General features: G+C 41.1%; 18 protein-coding genes and 1 riboswitch. Of the genes, 10 read left to right on the top strand and 8 right to left on the bottom strand.

The genetic code is table 11. From position 1 onward, the window contains the following. The 6 genes from ACYVRA_RS09535 to ACYVRA_RS09510 all read right to left on the bottom strand — a co-directional run. Positions 1-1655, bottom strand: a 1655-nt coding sequence (locus ACYVRA_RS09535; RefSeq protein WP_461252460.1) for a transglutaminase domain-containing protein, incomplete at its 3' end; no start/stop codon positions are given. Next, positions 1652-2995 carry a DUF58 domain-containing protein gene (locus ACYVRA_RS09530; RefSeq protein ID WP_461252459.1) on the bottom strand — a complete coding sequence of 448 codons (1344 nt, stop codon included), beginning with the start codon at positions 2993-2995 and terminating at the stop codon, positions 1652-1654. The genes ACYVRA_RS09530 and ACYVRA_RS09535, both read right to left, overlap by 4 nt. 2 nt (positions 2996-2997) lie before the next feature. Further along, positions 2998-4002 (bottom strand): AAA family ATPase, encoded by a 1005-nt coding sequence (locus ACYVRA_RS09525; protein WP_461252458.1) that lies wholly within the window; start codon positions 4000-4002, stop codon positions 2998-3000. Positions 4003-4052: 50 nt separating this feature from the next. After that, the gene (locus tag ACYVRA_RS09520; protein ID WP_461252457.1) at positions 4053-4601 is read right to left on the bottom strand and encodes a TlpA disulfide reductase family protein; all 549 of its coding nucleotides are present in this window, start codon (positions 4599-4601) and stop codon (positions 4053-4055) included. 49 nt (positions 4602-4650) lie between these two features. Further along, positions 4651-5451, bottom strand: a complete 801-nt coding sequence (locus ACYVRA_RS09515; RefSeq protein WP_461252456.1) for a cytochrome c biogenesis CcdA family protein — start codon at positions 5449-5451, stop codon at positions 4651-4653. 8 nt (positions 5452-5459) lie between these two features. Then, positions 5460-5816: a helix-turn-helix domain-containing protein gene (locus tag ACYVRA_RS09510; RefSeq protein ID WP_461252455.1), complete on the bottom strand. Its 357-nt coding sequence runs from the start codon at positions 5814-5816 to the stop codon at positions 5460-5462. A gap of 129 nt (positions 5817-5945) precedes the next feature. Between ACYVRA_RS09510 and ACYVRA_RS09505 the strand changes: the two genes are divergently transcribed. The 10 genes from ACYVRA_RS09505 (at position 5946) to ACYVRA_RS09460 (ending at position 14451) form a co-directional block, all read left to right on the top strand. Beyond that, positions 5946-6173: a hypothetical protein gene (locus ACYVRA_RS09505; protein WP_461252454.1), complete on the top strand. Its 228-nt coding sequence runs from the start codon at positions 5946-5948 to the stop codon at positions 6171-6173. A 148-nt stretch (positions 6174-6321) separates the two neighbouring features. Then, the gene (locus ACYVRA_RS09500) at positions 6322-6714 is read left to right on the top strand and encodes a hypothetical protein (RefSeq protein WP_461252453.1); all 393 of its coding nucleotides are present in this window, start codon (positions 6322-6324) and stop codon (positions 6712-6714) included. A 113-nt stretch (positions 6715-6827) separates the two neighbouring features. Beyond that, the gene (locus ACYVRA_RS09495; RefSeq protein ID WP_461252452.1) at positions 6828-7850 is read left to right on the top strand and encodes a hypothetical protein; all 1023 of its coding nucleotides are present in this window, start codon (positions 6828-6830) and stop codon (positions 7848-7850) included. A gap of 10 nt (positions 7851-7860) precedes the next feature. After that, a complete protein-coding gene (locus tag ACYVRA_RS09490) occupies positions 7861-8376 on the top strand; it encodes a hypothetical protein (protein ID WP_461252451.1) in 516 nt (171 codons plus the stop codon). Between the two features lie 17 nt (positions 8377-8393). Continuing rightward, complete coding sequence (locus ACYVRA_RS09485) at positions 8394-9467, top strand: hypothetical protein (RefSeq protein WP_461252450.1); 1074 nt, start codon at positions 8394-8396, stop codon at positions 9465-9467. Positions 9468-9585: 118 nt separating this feature from the next. Continuing rightward, the gene (locus ACYVRA_RS09480; RefSeq protein WP_461252449.1) at positions 9586-12159 is read left to right on the top strand and encodes a hypothetical protein; all 2574 of its coding nucleotides are present in this window, start codon (positions 9586-9588) and stop codon (positions 12157-12159) included. Between the two features lie 136 nt (positions 12160-12295). After that, on the top strand, positions 12296-12526 hold the full coding sequence (locus ACYVRA_RS09475) for a hypothetical protein (protein WP_461252448.1): 231 nt from the start codon (positions 12296-12298) through the stop codon (positions 12524-12526). A 236-nt stretch (positions 12527-12762) separates the two neighbouring features. Beyond that, positions 12763-12915 carry an SUMF1/EgtB/PvdO family nonheme iron enzyme gene (locus ACYVRA_RS09470; RefSeq protein ID WP_461252447.1) on the top strand — a complete coding sequence of 51 codons (153 nt, stop codon included), beginning with the start codon at positions 12763-12765 and terminating at the stop codon, positions 12913-12915. A gap of 296 nt (positions 12916-13211) precedes the next feature. Further along, complete coding sequence (locus ACYVRA_RS09465; RefSeq protein WP_461252446.1) at positions 13212-14057, top strand: TylF/MycF/NovP-related O-methyltransferase; 846 nt, start codon at positions 13212-13214, stop codon at positions 14055-14057. Positions 14058-14241: 184 nt separating this feature from the next. Continuing rightward, positions 14242-14451 (top strand): DUF3791 domain-containing protein, encoded by a 210-nt coding sequence (locus ACYVRA_RS09460; protein WP_461252445.1) that lies wholly within the window; start codon positions 14242-14244, stop codon positions 14449-14451. 383 nt (positions 14452-14834) lie between these two features. On the opposite strand, the gene ACYVRA_RS09455 is transcribed toward ACYVRA_RS09460, so the two are convergent. Together ACYVRA_RS09455 and ACYVRA_RS09450 are read right to left on the bottom strand one after the other, a co-directional pair. Beyond that, complete coding sequence (locus ACYVRA_RS09455; RefSeq protein ID WP_461252444.1) at positions 14835-15215, bottom strand: type II toxin-antitoxin system VapC family toxin; 381 nt, start codon at positions 15213-15215, stop codon at positions 14835-14837. After that, complete coding sequence (locus tag ACYVRA_RS09450; protein WP_461252443.1) at positions 15212-15499, bottom strand: type II toxin-antitoxin system Phd/YefM family antitoxin; 288 nt, start codon at positions 15497-15499, stop codon at positions 15212-15214. The genes ACYVRA_RS09455 and ACYVRA_RS09450 overlap by 4 nt, the downstream gene beginning before the upstream one ends. Before the next feature lie 132 nt (positions 15500-15631). Next, positions 15632-15747: riboswitch (TPP riboswitch) on the top strand. Positions 15748-15791 lie beyond the last annotated feature (44 nt).

Here is a 15791-nt window from a genome sequence, read left to right as displayed (position 1 = left end):
ACGGGAAGTTTGTCGCGTAAAAGAGCAAGCCCGCGAAGATGGGCGTCTGTTTGCAAATTTTCAGCCACAAGATAACCTGTAACGACACGGGAGGGAATACCCGCCAATCTTCCAAGAAGGGCTAGAGTGTTGGAAAACTCCACGCAATCCCCTTCATTGGAATCTGTAATAAAATCTTTTAACGAGGCAATGGAATGATCATCGTCGGGATTAAGATTGTACTGATACTTTGAGAAACTGACCAGTAAAGCGATAATATTTTCCAGCAGTTCATTGCCGCCTTCGCCCTTTACAGGTTGATCATTTTCAGTCTGATTGGAAAATATTGAATTTAAATACTGATCGCCGCTAATAATTTCATTTCTGTCAGACTGCCACATTAACCATGCGTTATGCAAATATTCTTCAAATAGTTTTTTATCGTCTTCATCAAGCGGAATTTCAAGATAAGTAGCAAGAGCGGATTTTTCAAGCGCGGTAAAAGGGCGTGATTTTTTGTGAACAAGCAGAAGAGGATCGCGAAAATGCGTATTTGACACCACCTGATGAATGTAGCGAAGAGGGCCGGTGTCATCGCTTAAAATTACAGGATCAATAGTTATTGGACGGTACGGCAGATATTTTTGATGCAGAGTTGAAAGCGAAAAAACTTCCTGCTTTTCCCTGCCAATGTCATGCTCCTGATCTTTACTGAACCATGTGACAAAAAAACGCTGATTCGCCAAATCATTTAACGGTTCATTTTGACTAACAAGAAACCCTTTAACTGGATCAAGCTGACCGCGGAACACGTTTCCCATGTAGACCGGCTCTCTATCGGACGCGACAATCATCACCATGTATTGTCGCCTTTCTCCCGCACCGTCTCCCCTGCCCGACCAATCATGTTCTGATAATCCGCGTAATTCTCCTTTGCCTTCGCCTTTCGGCCTGGTTCTTCTGCCCTTGCCTCTTTGCGGAAGACCGCGATCGCTATCGGACTGTGAAATTTTTTGCGGTATTCGTTCCGAAGTTAAATTTGTAATTACAGTATTGCGGACAAAATCGGCGGGCAAAACAAACAGCGTAACAATTAATACCGCCAACGCCGACAGAAAAAAAACAAGCCCTTCTTTCCATGATTTGACGCGGCTTTCAGGATACAGGCATAAATAAATAACCACATTGTGAAAAAGAAAAACTGCCGCAGTCCAAACCAATATGAATTGCGTCAGAGCGATACTCTGCCCGGCAATATCTTCTCCTGAGCGCGATAGGGACAGAAGACGCAAACCCACCCACGCTAAAAAGAAAGGCTCAATCGCGGCAATTTTTGCCAGCCTTGAAAAAATAGGCCCCCGGTTAAACAATAAATAAGTAAGCGTAAAACTTACAAGCCCAGCCGCGAAGGGGGCAAACGCGTTGAAATTAAATCCTCCCGCAGTTATTGAAAGCAGCATTAACAGCGAAGCGGAAAGAATCGCCCTTGTACGAAGTTTAATTTTATTATCGGGAATAAAAGCAAGCACGGCCATTAGCGGAATAATTAAAAACCACTGTACAATGCCGATACGGTCAAAAGAAACGGTAACTCCCGGATGAATCAGTATCAACGCGATTACGCTAAAGTAGAAAAATAACCTTAACCAAAATAAAAATGTTAAAGATTTTTTCATATTTTTATCTCCGCGTAAAACATTTCAATTTTTTCCGCTTGAATATTTAACGGCTTTACTTTCTGTTTCATAAACCAGCGTGAAGGAGGAAAAAAACCTTTTGAAACAAAATCTTGAATATGGAGTACTTCAAAATTATCTTCATTGGTTTTTGTTTTCTTTATCAACGAATCAGATAAATCCTTTGAGCTTGTTCGCTTTTTTTCAGCATAATTAGCGGTTGAATCTCCCGGTTGAGTTAAAAAAAGAGTTACAGGTCTTGGGTTACAGGAAAGGAGAAAAGAAGACAGCATAAGATCGCAGGCGGTAGAAAAAACGTACATGTCTCCCGCGCCGGATTGAAGCGCTGTTTCATTTTGCGGAGATACAAAGGATAGGCAGGCAAGCTCTTCAAAAAAAGCGTCAAGGTCATCCTGATCCTCTATTTCCCAATTTTTGCCCGCGCTGTGGACATCAAAAATAAAAGAAGAATTTTGCTCTAAAAGACTGCGAAGAAAATACGAAAGCCTAGCTTTAGAACGGTCTAAAAGCCACAACGATTGAAGGTTATTGTCCGCGTAACCGAAATTGCGAAAATGAACTTCTATACGGCTTACCTTTTCCTGATTATCAGTGGAAATTCGCGTTATAAGCGCGTCAATTTTATCCGAACTTTTCCAGTTAATGTCGCGCAACCGATCCCCCGGCGTATACTCCCTCTGGTAATAGCGCTCAACATCGGCGGAAGGTTTATTGCGCTGGTCTTCCGCTCCCGACTGCGCGTTAATGGCAATTTTTTTCCCAAAACAAGGAGCGCACCTTACATTCACAGTTGAATGTCTTATCTGCCCGCAGGGAAAAGCAAAAAAGCCAAAAATGTCGCGTAACTTACAAAAACCGTCCCCCTGAAAAACTCCAGACATTGGAAAATCAAACGGTATCTGCGCCGTCGTCTCTCCGCGCGGGATTGCCGTCTCAAGCGACAAATGGCAGCCCTTTTTTACTCCGGTAGCCCCGCCGGGAAAAAATTTCCCTCTGATATAAAAGTGCAGGCGGAAAAAAAGCGGGATAGCCGCGTCAAGACCGGTCACAGCCGTATGACTTTCAGTCATGCGCTGACGCTCATCGTCCGCCGCGTTAGCTGTCATTGGAAAAGGCGGCTTCCAACCCGGTTCCATCGATTTTAATTTGCGCGATTTCCACGCGCCAAAAAAGCCAAGAATTAGCAGAAAGAGCAACGCGAAAGAAGCAAGGACTATTTCATAAGAATTGCGGTTAAGAAGCGAGCGGATTAATCCGGCAATGGCGATAACAAGAACGGCTCCGCTGACAGGCGTAAATGGCCGGATAAGTGAAACCACGGCTAACCCCGTTTCGGCTCGACAGGGACTGTGTTTAATATGCTTTCCAACGGCGCTTCCGGCGGTATGGAAGGATCGCGGGTAATTATTCGGTGCGCCATTGAATGTATAAAAATTTCTTTAATTATATCGACTGGAACATAGTCCATACCGCGGCAAAGAGCGAGAGAACGCGCCAGCCGCGAGATGCGTACGCCCGCCCTCGGACTTGCAGGGCTTTCAATGTCGGGATGAACCCTTGTTTGACGGACGCAATTTACAAGGTAGGAAGTAACATCGGGGTGCATCTGCACGGTGTCCACCATTTTTTTCCAGCGGATTAAATCCGCGCTGTCTATGACGCTTGTAAAACTGTCCCACGCGTCAATCTTGCCGTGCCTGTTTATAATTTCAGTTTCATCTTCTTCGCTTGGATAGCCCAGAGAAAGGCGAATCATAAAACGGTCAAGCTGCGGCGTAGGCAGGGGGAATAAATGAACGCCTTTTAAATTCATCGTAGCGATGATAAAAAACGGATCGGTCAATCTATACAATTTCCCTTCGATAGTCACGCTCTGTTCTTCCATCACCTGAAAAAAACTTCCCTGCGTTTTCGGCGTAAGCAAATTAATCTCGTCGCATAACACAAAATGCGCGAACACCGGCCCCTTGTTAAAAATCATCTCTCCCGTATGCCCGATGAAGCGGTTAAACCCAAGTATATCCTGCGGAAGAAGATCGACGGTACACTGGATACGGCTAAACCCTTCCATTTTAACATCGTCACTATTAGCGCCATTTTTTTTCGCGCCGCTTTTCGCCGCTGAATCCTCTGGCCGCCACTTGATAGACTGCGCCAACGCCCGCGCGAGGGAAGTTTTCCCCACCCCGTGCGAATCCGCCAGAATAACATGGCCGCCCGCTATTTGAGCGGCAATAATGTACTCCAATTTTTTCGCGTCTACAGATATTAACTGCTTGATGTGGTTTATCAATAGTTCGATTGATTCTTGTATTTTTGATTCCATGCCTAATAATAGCGTATATTGAAGGGAATGAAAAGATACAAGGAATTTTATTAATTCTGTAAAACCGTTTCAAGGGCGGATATTATTTTGGGCGTGTTCCAATTAATTGAACCGATAATCCGGGCGACTATAAGCCCCCGCCTGTCAATTATGTAGGTTGTGGGGATAGCCTGAACATTGTAATGGTAGCCTGTCGCGCTTTTTTCATCCAGAATTGCCGGAAAACTCAATTTATATTCGTTCATAAAGGCGGATACTTCGCTTCTTGAATCACCAAGGTTTATAGCAAGAATTTCAAATCCTTTGTCTTTCAATCTTTTATAAACCGCTTCCATTGAAGGCATCTCTGAACGGCATGGCCCGCACCAAGTCGCCCAAAAATTAAGAAAAATCACTTTGCCTTTAAACTGAGAAAGAGATATTTTTGTCCCGTCAAGAAGAGGCAAATTAAAATCTATCGGATCAATACCTTCGGACACAACTTGAATTTTGGTTCCTTCAAATGCCTTTATTACCGCGTCAGGAATCTTTTTATTTTGACCGTATGCGCCAACAGCCATAATACAAGCCATTATCAAAATAAATATGCTCTTTTTCATAAATTCTCCCTTAAATATATTATATCAAATAAAATGTTAATTTTCATTATTAATTATCATTTCTTTCTATTTCTTCCTCAGGCTGAATAAACTCGCCATTATCCGTATCATAAACAGTTGATTCCGCATAAGGGGTTTTGCCGGAAAGTTTTGCTTGCCATTTTGACGCTAATATATTAAATGTTTTATAATCTCCTTTAACAATCAAAATACCAATAACAATGAGCAATATTCCGCTGATACGCCGTATTAACGGAAGATAATTTCTTAATTTTGCTGAAACTTTAACAAATGAATTAAAAAAGAACGAGGCCAATAAAAACGGAAGCCCCAACCCGGCGGAATAAAAAACAAGATAAATAACGGCAAGCGGTATGCTTCTCTTATTTGTAGCTAACAGCAAAATGCCCGCCAGCACCGGCCCCACGCATGGTGTCCATCCCGCTCCAAACGCGCCGCCCGCCAAAAAAGCGCCAATAAAACCTTTTGGTTTATTTTTAAGATGGAATCTTTTTTCATAGTTTAATAAAGACAGAAAATCAAAAATGATATTCAACCCAAGTATAATAACGACAATACCGGAAATCAAATTAATATAGTTAAAGACCCCGCCAATTAAAATTATTGTTGAAGAAAAAATAACGCTTAAAACAACAAAAACAACAGTGAAGCCTAAAATAAAACTTACCGTTCTCGCGACAAGTCTGGGCCTATTATTGTCATCACCGGTCATTGGAGAGCCGCCAATAACACAAAGGTATGAAGGGATTAGCGGTAAAACGCAGGGAGATAAGAAGGACAGCACGCCGGCGCCAAAGGCTATAAATATTGACATGGTTTCAGGATTCATAATAATTTTTAATCCTGCTCGTTCTTTAATTTTTCCTGATACTCTAAAGCAAGACGAATCTGTTTTAGAACATAATCCTGTAAATGTTCATCAAGTTTTTTAAAATTGGCAATAACCTCTTCCAGTCTAAAATCACGTCCCTTTTCAAACATTTCCCCTTTTCCGGTTTTAAGCCAGTTCTCGTTTACACCGTAGGTGAAGCAGATCATTTTTAATGTCCGGTCTTGAATTGTGCGAGAATTATGTTCAAGAGCGCTTGCATGAGTTTGGCTTATTTTGAGACCTTCGGCAAATTTTTGTTGAGTTAACCCTAGAGTTTTACGGACTTCGCCTATTCTACGGCTTATCTTTACGTCGCTATCCAACGATAACTTCCTATATTTTACTACTATTCATACTATCAAATTTATGCTTTTTTGGACAGGCTTTTTATTTTCGGCACTTGACAAAATATTACATTGTAATATATTATATATTTCAATGGGTTATATAGAATGAAAGCTATTTCTGTTAAAAAACGAACAAAAGGAGCATCTAAAGATGAACAGGAAAAACTGGATATTTTAACCAGAGATTTTGAAAGACTCGAAGAAAACTGGAAGGAGTATATTTGGGAATTAACCCGAAAACTGGTTGATATTCATTGTGGGGGAGGATTTTCTGTTGAATTTAACGGAAATAATCTTGCGCATGGTGAAATTTCGGGAATTATCCGGCTTTAGCCGGTTTTGGGGCGTATGCCCGGAAAATAAAGTATTTGAGATAAGGAGGTCAAATTAGAGGATAGGTCCTATTTTACCTCGGGCCATAAAAGTCGCCTTGTGGTGATTTTATTTTTATAAGCTCCTAATGGGGCAACAGGAGAAATCGATGAAAAAGAAAAAACTTTTTGCGGGAATAATTAGCTTTTTGTTATTATTCGGATTTGTCGGTGTTGATTTTGCTCAAGCGCAATCGTCTCAAAGTCGTGATCCGCATCATCCATCAAACTCACCTAGAGATGAAAGTGAATACGATAGACGAATTCGGATACAGGAAGAGAACAATGCACGAGAGCGGCAACAACGGCAGCGTGAGGCCGAGCAACAGCGACAAGAAGCCGAAAGACAACGGAAACAACGTGAGGCTGAACAACAACGGCGGGAAGCAGAGGAAGCACAACGACAAGAAGCACAACGACAACGTGAAGCTGAGGCGCAACGGCAACGTGACCGTGAAGCTCTGGAATGGTTTTATAGCTTTACTCCTGATGAGTACAAGTAACGCATGGTGTTAAAGGCAACGTAAAATGTGCCTGTCACATTTGCAATGCCTCACACCAACCATGTGTCAGGCATTGTTTTCTGTCTGACACATGGTTTGAAAAAAGACTCAAGATGAAACAAAAATATTTTTTATTAATAGTACTTGTTTTAATTTGTACTGGTTGTGGTACATTGATTGAAGAAGCAATAGACACTTATAATTATGGTGGTGAGATATTCATCATCACTTTTATTAATAATAGCGATTACGATATATCTTTTAAAAAAAAGTGGTTTATGAAAGATTCTGTCTTAGAGAAAAGGTCTTATGATTGGAAAGGTCCAGTTCCAAGAGTAAAAGAAGTTAAAACTTATGGTAAATATAGAGAGGCTTCAGATTATGATTTTACTTATGATAAAACAAAAGTAGAAATCTACGACAGCCACAGTAATACTCACAACTACCTTGATTATGATCCTTATGGAAGGACAATAGCATTTGTTAATATAGAAGATGCTCGTCCTAATAATTATGGTTATAATAATTATAATTATGATAATTATAATGCTGATAATTATTCTGATATTGATAATTATTCTGAATTTGATAATGATAATCCTATTGATACAAGACTAACAACGCCGGGAGAAATATCCGATCTTGATGAGTTAAATTACGAGCAAAGCAATACAAACACAGGACAAACTAATACAAATACAAGACAAACCGTAAAAACAGTCTCAATACCGTTATATTTAACAGAAAATAGTTCACTAAGTCATAATACGATAACAGCGTATATAATGTCAAAAAACCCGTCAATGTCAAGACAAGATGTTGAAAGGCTTATCAATACATATATTTTGGAAGCGCAAAAAGAAAGTATAAACTACGAGATTGCCATTGCTCAAATGCTTTACGCGACCAAATTTCTTAAAAACAGAAAATTATTAGTTACCCATGATTACATGGGACTTAATAATGGTAATAAATATAACAATATGACGGAAGGAGTTCGCGCGCATATCCGGTATTTAAAAGAAATGATTTCAAATCTTGATGAATCATTGACAACATGGGCGTCCAAAAACATTCAGTATACTAAAAATATTGTAATTATTCTTTATGAGTTAAACAATTATTCTATAAATTAGGAGGAGAAACATGCGCCGTATTTTGTTTGTAATTTGTTTTCTGTTAGTATCATTTTTTAGTTATGCGCAACAAGCGTTACCGGGAACAATAATCGGAAAAATTCCTGATAAAGAATCTGCAAAAACATTCCAAATTCAGGTAGGCGCGTTTAAACTGGATACAAATGTGAATAACACTTTTTTTAGGCTGCAGATTAACGCGCTAAATCCGGTAATTGAAAAAACAAATGAGTTTACAAAGGTAATGATAAGGGGAATTCCCGCAAACCAGGTGTTAAATTATCTGGCAATAGTCAAACAAGCGGGATTTAACGAAGTGATTATCCGTGAGGATGCTCCTAATATTCCCACTATTGAAGTTTCATTGTCTGATGAGTTTTTTAATTCTGAAATTGAATCTTTAATAAATTCCCTTTCAGACGAAGAATTCTTAACATTACTTTCGTTAATAGGAGAATATCCTGAAAAAGATATTTTAGATTTAATTACTTCTATAAACAACACCGCGTATACGGTGAAAAAATAAATTAAGAGGAGTTTTTTATGAGAAAGAGACAATTTACAGCCATGTTCGTGTTATTTTTAATCATGGTGGCAGTATTCGGCATGACAGTTGTTGGGTGTGAGGAAGACCCTGACACCAATCCCGGTGATCAGATACCGGCGGCTTACACTGGTTTTTACAATTACCCTACCGGCAGGCAGGATAACTCCGCGTTATTAACGGTAACCAATAATTATAATGCGCCAGTGCTGTTGTTCCATACGGATTTTACAGCGGATAGCGGGCCGAATAATTATATAGGAACTGTTGGAAATTTAAGCTCAATCAAGGTTAGATTGCCTGATGAAAAATTTTATACCATTGTCGCGGTTGATAAAGCAGACTTTGAAGAAAGGCGTTATCAAGCTTCTCAGTATAGCAGTCTCACGTATCATTCACGCACTCAGCCTTTCGATGTTAAGGTTAATTCCGGCCTAACAAGCGGCAGCCGGCAATGGGTTTTGAATAACAATACTAAATATTGGTGCAAAGTAGTTAAAGTCAGTAATCCGGCAACGGTCTATGCGGTGCTTGCCCCCGGAACAATTCGGGTAACCCTGCCTCTAAATATTGGTGATTATTATGACTATGAACCTATTTTCTTACAAGAAATAAAGTATCAGGGAAAAGTTATCACCTTGTCAGAATTTTCCGACCGCGCTTCAGGCGGTACTACCAATGTGGATACTAATCCTATTTATACATCTAACTTTCCGCTCACCCTCACATTTACAAACCTGAAACCAAATGTTCTGTTAATCAATAATAGCGGACAGACAGTGAGAATCTATAAAACAAAAGTTACACAGTTGACCAATGGAGCAATCGGCGCAGACTGGACAATCGGTTCCGGCTCCAGGGCATTGGTTACAGGTTTTGATGAAGGGGATAAGACTGATGACATCTATTTATGGGCCGTCTCCTGGACTGCCAATAATCAAGACGGCTTTAAACATGTCAGCCAGAGTGTAACGATGAATAAAAATAAAGTATATCAGATAACGGTTGGGGATGGGGCAAACACGATTACGGTTGAAGAAAAAGACGCATCTACAGTTTACGATACGAATTAACAGGTAAAAATAGCGGTTGTATCAATTATACAATCGCAACTTTTAATTTTGGCGTTTAATAATAACCTGCCTTGTCTTTATTGTCAGGACAGGTTTTTAAAATATTGAAGGGGTTATTGTGAAAAAAAACGGACGATTCTTTGTTCTTGATGTAATATGCTTTTTCTTTTTTTGTTTTTATATGCTTGCTTCCTGTGAAGATCCGGTAAGTGATAATGCCTCGTCAAAAGAAACTTTAATAGAGTTCAAAAATCTTGAACAGTTTCCGGTAACCATATACAGCGATTCTTTACGGAACAATGCATTTGCCGATGTTTCAGCTAACAGTACAAAAATAGTCCCTTCAAACATATCGTCAACAACGGCAACGGCTTTTTATCCTACTTTTAACCTTATTTATCCTGTTGGCACTCCTGTTATAAATACCATCACGATTCCATACAACGGGCCGTCTTTTGTGCATAATATTGAAGCGAATAAAACTACAACTGTACCCATTCCCAAACTGGAATCTATTTACGTCAATTCTTCATATTTATTGATAATAAATAAAAGTAATCATTCATTGGCGTTAAGCGAAGGCGGCCCCAATGAAAAAGCCCCTCTTAACGGCGGCTCAACCGTTATCAATTCTGGCGGGAATGCGGCGTACAGTGTTAATCCTGGCGCTGTTTCAGGTTATTCAGTGATGGTGAATACAACTACGCCTATCGCTTTTCCCGCTGACTTCACAGAATTCAGACGAGGAATAATCCATGTTATTACCTACAATGGAACGAACCTTGTCCTGACAGAAGAGAAGTCTGTGCTGCAAACCCTCTCACCCGAAACGCCAGCAAACGTCAGAGTGGAAGATGTATCGCTAAGCGGCGTACAAATTGCTTGGGATGCCGTTTACGGCGCGACTGCGTACCAAGTGTACCGCGCGGCAGGTTCGGCATCAACTTCATACAGCAAGGTTGCAAATGTCGCTACGCTATCATGGACTAATATCGGCCTTGCCGCAGGGCAAATTTATTATTATAAAGTAAGCGCGGTAAGCAGCGCATACAAGGCAAGCGCCATGTCCGCCGTTGTTTCTGCCGTTATGCCTCCTGCCAATGTGCGGGTAACTGCCGCGTCAACTTCCAGTGTCGTGCTTGCGTGGGACGCTTTCAGCGGGGCAAGCGGGTATATCGTATACCGTTCCGATAGCGAAGGCGGGGAATATGCGATAATAAATCCGTTGATAAATGGCACAACGTTTACCGATGCCGCTGTCAGCGCGTTTACAACTTATTACTACAAGGTCAGCGCAATTATTGGCGGCGTTGAAGGTTTGCAGTCAAATGTTATTTCCGCAAGTACTGGAATTAACATTTCTGGCGGTAGTCTTGCAGTAAAACTCGCATGGTTGCAAAGTAACGCGTTAAGCAACAATTTGTACTTCATTGACATTGATGCCGATGAAAGCATCGGCCCGCAGAGCCTGTCCTACAGCGGTAAGAGCGGCATTACAATAACTATGAATGGCGGCGGGGCAATGAAGACTGTAAGCCTTTCATCTAATGGCGCTCTGTTTACCGTTGGTTCAGGCGTTACCTTGACGCTTAATAACAACATTACCCTTAAAGGCATGAATAATAATACTAGCCCACTGGTGTTTGTAAACAGCGGCGGAAACTTTATCCTCAATGGCGGGAAAATTTCTGGTAACACCTTTACCGCATCTTCCGGCGACAGCCACGGCGGCGGGGTGTATGTGAACGGAGGAACCTTTACTATGAACAGTGGGGTCGTCTCTGGCAATACCGCAGTTAACGGCGGTGGCGTGTTTAACAGCGGAACCTTTACCATGAACGGCGGCGCCATATCAGGCAACGCCGGTTCCACATCCGGCAGCGACGCCTCCCACGGCGGCGGAGTGTTTGTGAACGGTGGAACTTTCACCATGAGCGGCGGCGCCATTTCCGGCAATATAGCCGCAAACGGCGGTGGGGTGTTTAACGGCGGAACCTTTATCCTAAGCGGTGGAGAAATCTCCGGCAATACTATTTCCTCATCCTCCGGCAACATCCACGGCGGCGGGGTGTTTACCCGAGGAACATTTACCATGAGCGGCGGCGCCATCTCAGGCAACACCGGTTCCCGATCCGGCAGCGACTCCTCCTACGGCGGCGGGGTGTTTGTGAACGGCGGAACTTTCACCATGAATAACGGCGCTGTTTCCGGCAATACCGTTTCCTCACTTTCCGGTCACGGCGCAGGCGGCGGGGTATATTTGCAAGGCGGAACCTTTACCATGAACGGCGGGGCCGTTTCCGGCAATGCCGTCCCAATTTCAGGCGGCGCCTTCGGCGGCGGGATCTGCGTGCGTGGCGGAACCTTCACCATGAACGACGGCGATATTTACGGCAATAGCGTCTCCCCTGCCCCCAAGGGTTCCGCGCGAGGTGGCGGCGTGGATGTGGAAACTGGAAACTTTATTAAAACTGGCGGAACTATTTACGGTTATACCTCAGGCGATGCCAATAGTAACACGGTACAGGGCAACCGAAGCGGTACAGTAGTGAGCAACTGCGGTCACGCGGTGTACGCTTATATCAACGCAAGCAGCGCTAAGCGCAAAGAAACCACCGCCGGGACATGGGTGAGCCTGTCGTTTAATTACAACAATGGTTCGCCTGTTTTTAGCGGGAGATGGGATTATTAGCCGACGGCGCAACCGTAGCCGCAGGCAGAATAACGGATACAGGGCTGGATTGCAGCTTTAGTATACACATTCGTTGAATGTGATAATTTTATGCGGTTACCCATATTGATAGGGTAACAAACAGAGGAGTTTTTCAATGAAGAAGAAAATTTTGGTTGTAGGCTTGATTGGCTTACTGTTTGCGGGCGGACTTGTTTTAGCGGGGTGCAATACTGCATGTCCTCGTTACAGTAGTGACTGTTCGGTTTCTATTGATTCCACAGGACACATTTATGATGGTTACGCATACTGCGATAATAATGATTGTGCCGTAAGTGACGCAAGGAACAATAATACATACGGTAAACATACTTGTGACTGCCATTAAAAGTTATAATACGGTGATTAATAATGTTTCAAAAACGGTTCGTTTGAACTGTTAAATCAATCTCTCCGCACTGACGAAGGCAGAAAAATATGGCGTTGGGTTAGAGCCAGATAAAATAGGGAGTAACCGCCGATAAGCGGTTACTTCCGTTATTTTAGTATGCAGGAATATTGTGAATAAGCTATTAACTTTAAAGGAAATTGAACAATATACTCAGGCTATCAATTTGAAGCCAAATGACGAAACAGCATATTATTTTCGCGTCAAATCTCTGGGGTTTGTATGATATGCACGGAAATGTATGGGAATGGTGTTGGGATTGGTTTGGAAATTACCCAAGAGAACGGACAACCGCCTCGGAAGCGGCAGAGGCGGCTTTTTCGGTGTAGGATTTGATAAACTCTGACAGCTCATAATTTTGCCTGTGATAAGCCCTTGAAAGTCCGATATTTTTTCAAGTTTTCACCAAAAATGGCTCTTAAATCGCTTTCAGTCATGGAAAATACTAGCTAATATATTGACAAAACTACAAGCATCTATTAGTTTATTATATACAACTATAAGCGGTTATAGTTTTTAAAATTATTAAGGATTATTTAAGGTTAAATGAGTTTTTATAGGAGGTTATGCGCCATATTTTTGAAATTGATCGGAAAAATGACGTAAATACGTTTTGGAAATTATTATGGCTAATAAGGTGTATATCTTCGGTTACGGTGATATTGGAAACAATATCGCTGCAAATAAAAACAATGATTTTGATATCCTTGGCTTTTTGGACAATAATTCAAAATTGTGGAACAAAAAATTGGCAACAGGATTGACGGTATATAATCCTGAAAAAATATTAGAAGGAAATTTTGATGCCGTTATTGTGGCATCTACTGGAGGATTCAAGGAAATTCCTGAACAATTAATGAAAATGGGAGTCAGCCGTGATAAAATAATCCTTGATTACGCTCTCATCCCAACAAAAGGGCGGATTACATTTCTTGAAAAACTCGGTGAAATGTTTGCTGAGAAAAATATTGAAGGTGCTGTAGCCGAAGGCGGAGTTTACCGTGGCAATTTTTCCTGTGAGATTAACCGTGTTTTTCCAGATAAAAAATTATATCTTTTTGATACATTTGAGGGATTTGATGAAAGGGATATGGAAAAAGAAGAAAAAAATAGGTTTTCGGAAAGCAGGGAACAAAATCATTTTATGGAAACCAGCGTGGAATTGGTGATAAAAAAATTACCATATCCTGAAAAAGCAATCATTAAAAAAGGGTATTTTCCTGAAACAGCAACCGGATTGGAAGATTTTTTTTGTTTTGTTAATCTTGATTTTGATTTATATCAGCCGATACTAGCGGGATTGGAATATTTTTATCCGAGGATGGTTAAAGGCGGTATAATTGTAGTTCATGATTATTTCAGTGAAGCATATAAAGGTGTAAAACAGGCAATTAATGAATTTGATAAAAAAGCAGATGGAATAAAATTATTTCCAATAGGTGATGGAATAAGTGTAGGAATATATTGTTAGAATATAGCAGAAATACAGCAAATAATAAAATAATAACAACCTCCCTTCTCTCCCCTTTGTGATCTTTGTCCCTTCGTGTTCTTCGTGTGAGGTCTTCTCGAATAAAATCTAAATCACCTTCACCAACAAATAATAATCCGCCAACATAGTTGATTTAACATGACATCGGTATAATACTGTAATTATGAGCCGTCTGTCGTTCAAGACTTTCTGCATAGAATTATATGCGGATCGCAAATCCATGCCGAGCAATGAGGTATACACTCTCTTTGAAAACAACGGCATACTAAAAATGCTTGATGAGGATTACGAACTGCTACATGGGCATGGATTTGATTATGTAATTAGCGACATTGACCAAATAGTTGTATGTCTTTTCGCTGTTCTGCGATGAAATGGCATCGCTCTCTGTCGTACCACAATAAAAACTAAAAGCATTAGGACGAGGATGGAAGTGAAAAGGTGCGGGGGCCTACCCAAAGATTTCACACAAAGAACACAAAGTAAGAGAAGGACACGAAGAAGAATTAAAGGTTTTTGTCCGTAATCTTATCGTGAAGTCCCACGCTAAACTTTCGGACAAAAACCCCTTTTCCCCCTTTGTGTTCTTTGCGCACTGACGGCGGCCTAAAGACCGCCTTGCTTTTATTTCAGACAGCGGCATTTATTGGTGCTACGCTGTGCGGCATTATTGATCTACACGGCTCGCCGTGCGTTTATTGAGCGTCTTCGTGATCTTCGTGTGATGTCTTCTCGAATAATCTTCTCGAATAAAATCTAAATCACCATTACCAACGAAGAATAATCCGCTAACAAAGAATCACCTGTTATAAGGCGCATTGGAAAAGTGAGAGCTTGCGCCAGCAGCATATGGTCAAACGGGTCTTTATGAATATTAGGCAATTCTAAATATGCATTAAGGCAATCGCCGGTCAGGGGCAGTTCAATAAAATTGTGTTTTTTGGCATTGGCATAGAGTTCTTTTATATTAATGTTCAGTTTGCCGCTTTTTATTTTAATTGCAATCTCCCATAAAGAGACCGGACTAAAAAATATATCTGTTACTTCAGATCCGATTAATTCTTTTATTGAATCAATTCGGTCGGAACCCCAAAAATACCACAATAAAATATTGGTATCCATTAGAAATCTATTCATTTTTTTTCAAACTCCTCAAAACCTTTCATGTTGTAAAATAACTCGATTATATCATCTGGCAACGGAGCATCCCAGCCTTCAGGGAGTTCCATTTTTCCTTTCATGCAGCCAAAAGCCTGTTTCCGCAGTTCTGCCCGCATTTTTGCGGAATCGACCGCCGTAATAATCGCTTCCGGTTTGCCATAGGCTCCAATATAGATGGTTTCACCTGCCGCCGCCCGTTTCACCAGTTTGGACAAGTTTGATTTCGCCTCATGAATGGGGATTGTTTTTATCTCAGCCATTGTATTGCTCATACCATAAACTTAGCCTAGACCGGGCTAAATGTCAAGAGAATTATACCAACAGTTGCATATTTTTGTAGTGTCATCATATAACTTGACACTTTTCTTATTTCCAATTATATATTTATACAACATATCTAACCGGGGTGGTTGCCTGTTTTGGTTTGAACCAAAACACAATGCCTGAGATTAAACCCGTTGAACCTGATCCGGATAATGCCGGCGTAGGGAACAATCGAACCTATAGGTTCATAAAACAAAGGTTTACAAAACCATGGTTGCAGGCCTTTGT

The sequence above is a fragment of the Treponema sp. R8-4-B8 genome (assembly GCF_054786175.1).
The sequence above is the reverse complement of the archived record's forward strand: the minus strand, read 5'-3'. Positions and strand labels throughout refer to the sequence as shown.

Coding starts and splice junctions, on each gene's coding strand:
- ACYVRA_RS09470 (WP_461252447.1), top strand. CDS start 12,763: ATGACGAAACAGCATATTATTTTCGCGTCAAATCTCTGGGGTTTGTAT.
- ACYVRA_RS09520 (WP_461252457.1), bottom strand. CDS start 4,601: ATGAAAAAGAGCATATTTATTTTGATAATGGCTTGTATTATGGCTGTT.
- ACYVRA_RS09490 (WP_461252451.1), top strand. CDS start 7,861: ATGCGCCGTATTTTGTTTGTAATTTGTTTTCTGTTAGTATCATTTTTT.
- ACYVRA_RS09450 (WP_461252443.1), bottom strand. CDS start 15,499: ATGGCTGAGATAAAAACAATCCCCATTCATGAGGCGAAATCAAACTTG.
- ACYVRA_RS09515 (WP_461252456.1), bottom strand. CDS start 5,451: ATGAATCCTGAAACCATGTCAATATTTATAGCCTTTGGCGCCGGCGTG.
- ACYVRA_RS09455 (WP_461252444.1), bottom strand. CDS start 15,215: ATGAATAGATTTCTAATGGATACCAATATTTTATTGTGGTATTTTTGG.
- ACYVRA_RS09505 (WP_461252454.1), top strand. CDS start 5,946: ATGAAAGCTATTTCTGTTAAAAAACGAACAAAAGGAGCATCTAAAGAT.
- ACYVRA_RS09465 (WP_461252446.1), top strand. CDS start 13,212: ATGGCTAATAAGGTGTATATCTTCGGTTACGGTGATATTGGAAACAAT.
- ACYVRA_RS09525 (WP_461252458.1), bottom strand. CDS start 4,002: ATGGAATCAAAAATACAAGAATCAATCGAACTATTGATAAACCACATC.
- ACYVRA_RS09485 (WP_461252450.1), top strand. CDS start 8,394: ATGAGAAAGAGACAATTTACAGCCATGTTCGTGTTATTTTTAATCATG.
- ACYVRA_RS09475 (WP_461252448.1), top strand. CDS start 12,296: ATGAAGAAGAAAATTTTGGTTGTAGGCTTGATTGGCTTACTGTTTGCG.
- ACYVRA_RS09500 (WP_461252453.1), top strand. CDS start 6,322: ATGAAAAAGAAAAAACTTTTTGCGGGAATAATTAGCTTTTTGTTATTA.
- ACYVRA_RS09460 (WP_461252445.1), top strand. CDS start 14,242: ATGAGCCGTCTGTCGTTCAAGACTTTCTGCATAGAATTATATGCGGAT.
- ACYVRA_RS09495 (WP_461252452.1), top strand. CDS start 6,828: ATGAAACAAAAATATTTTTTATTAATAGTACTTGTTTTAATTTGTACT.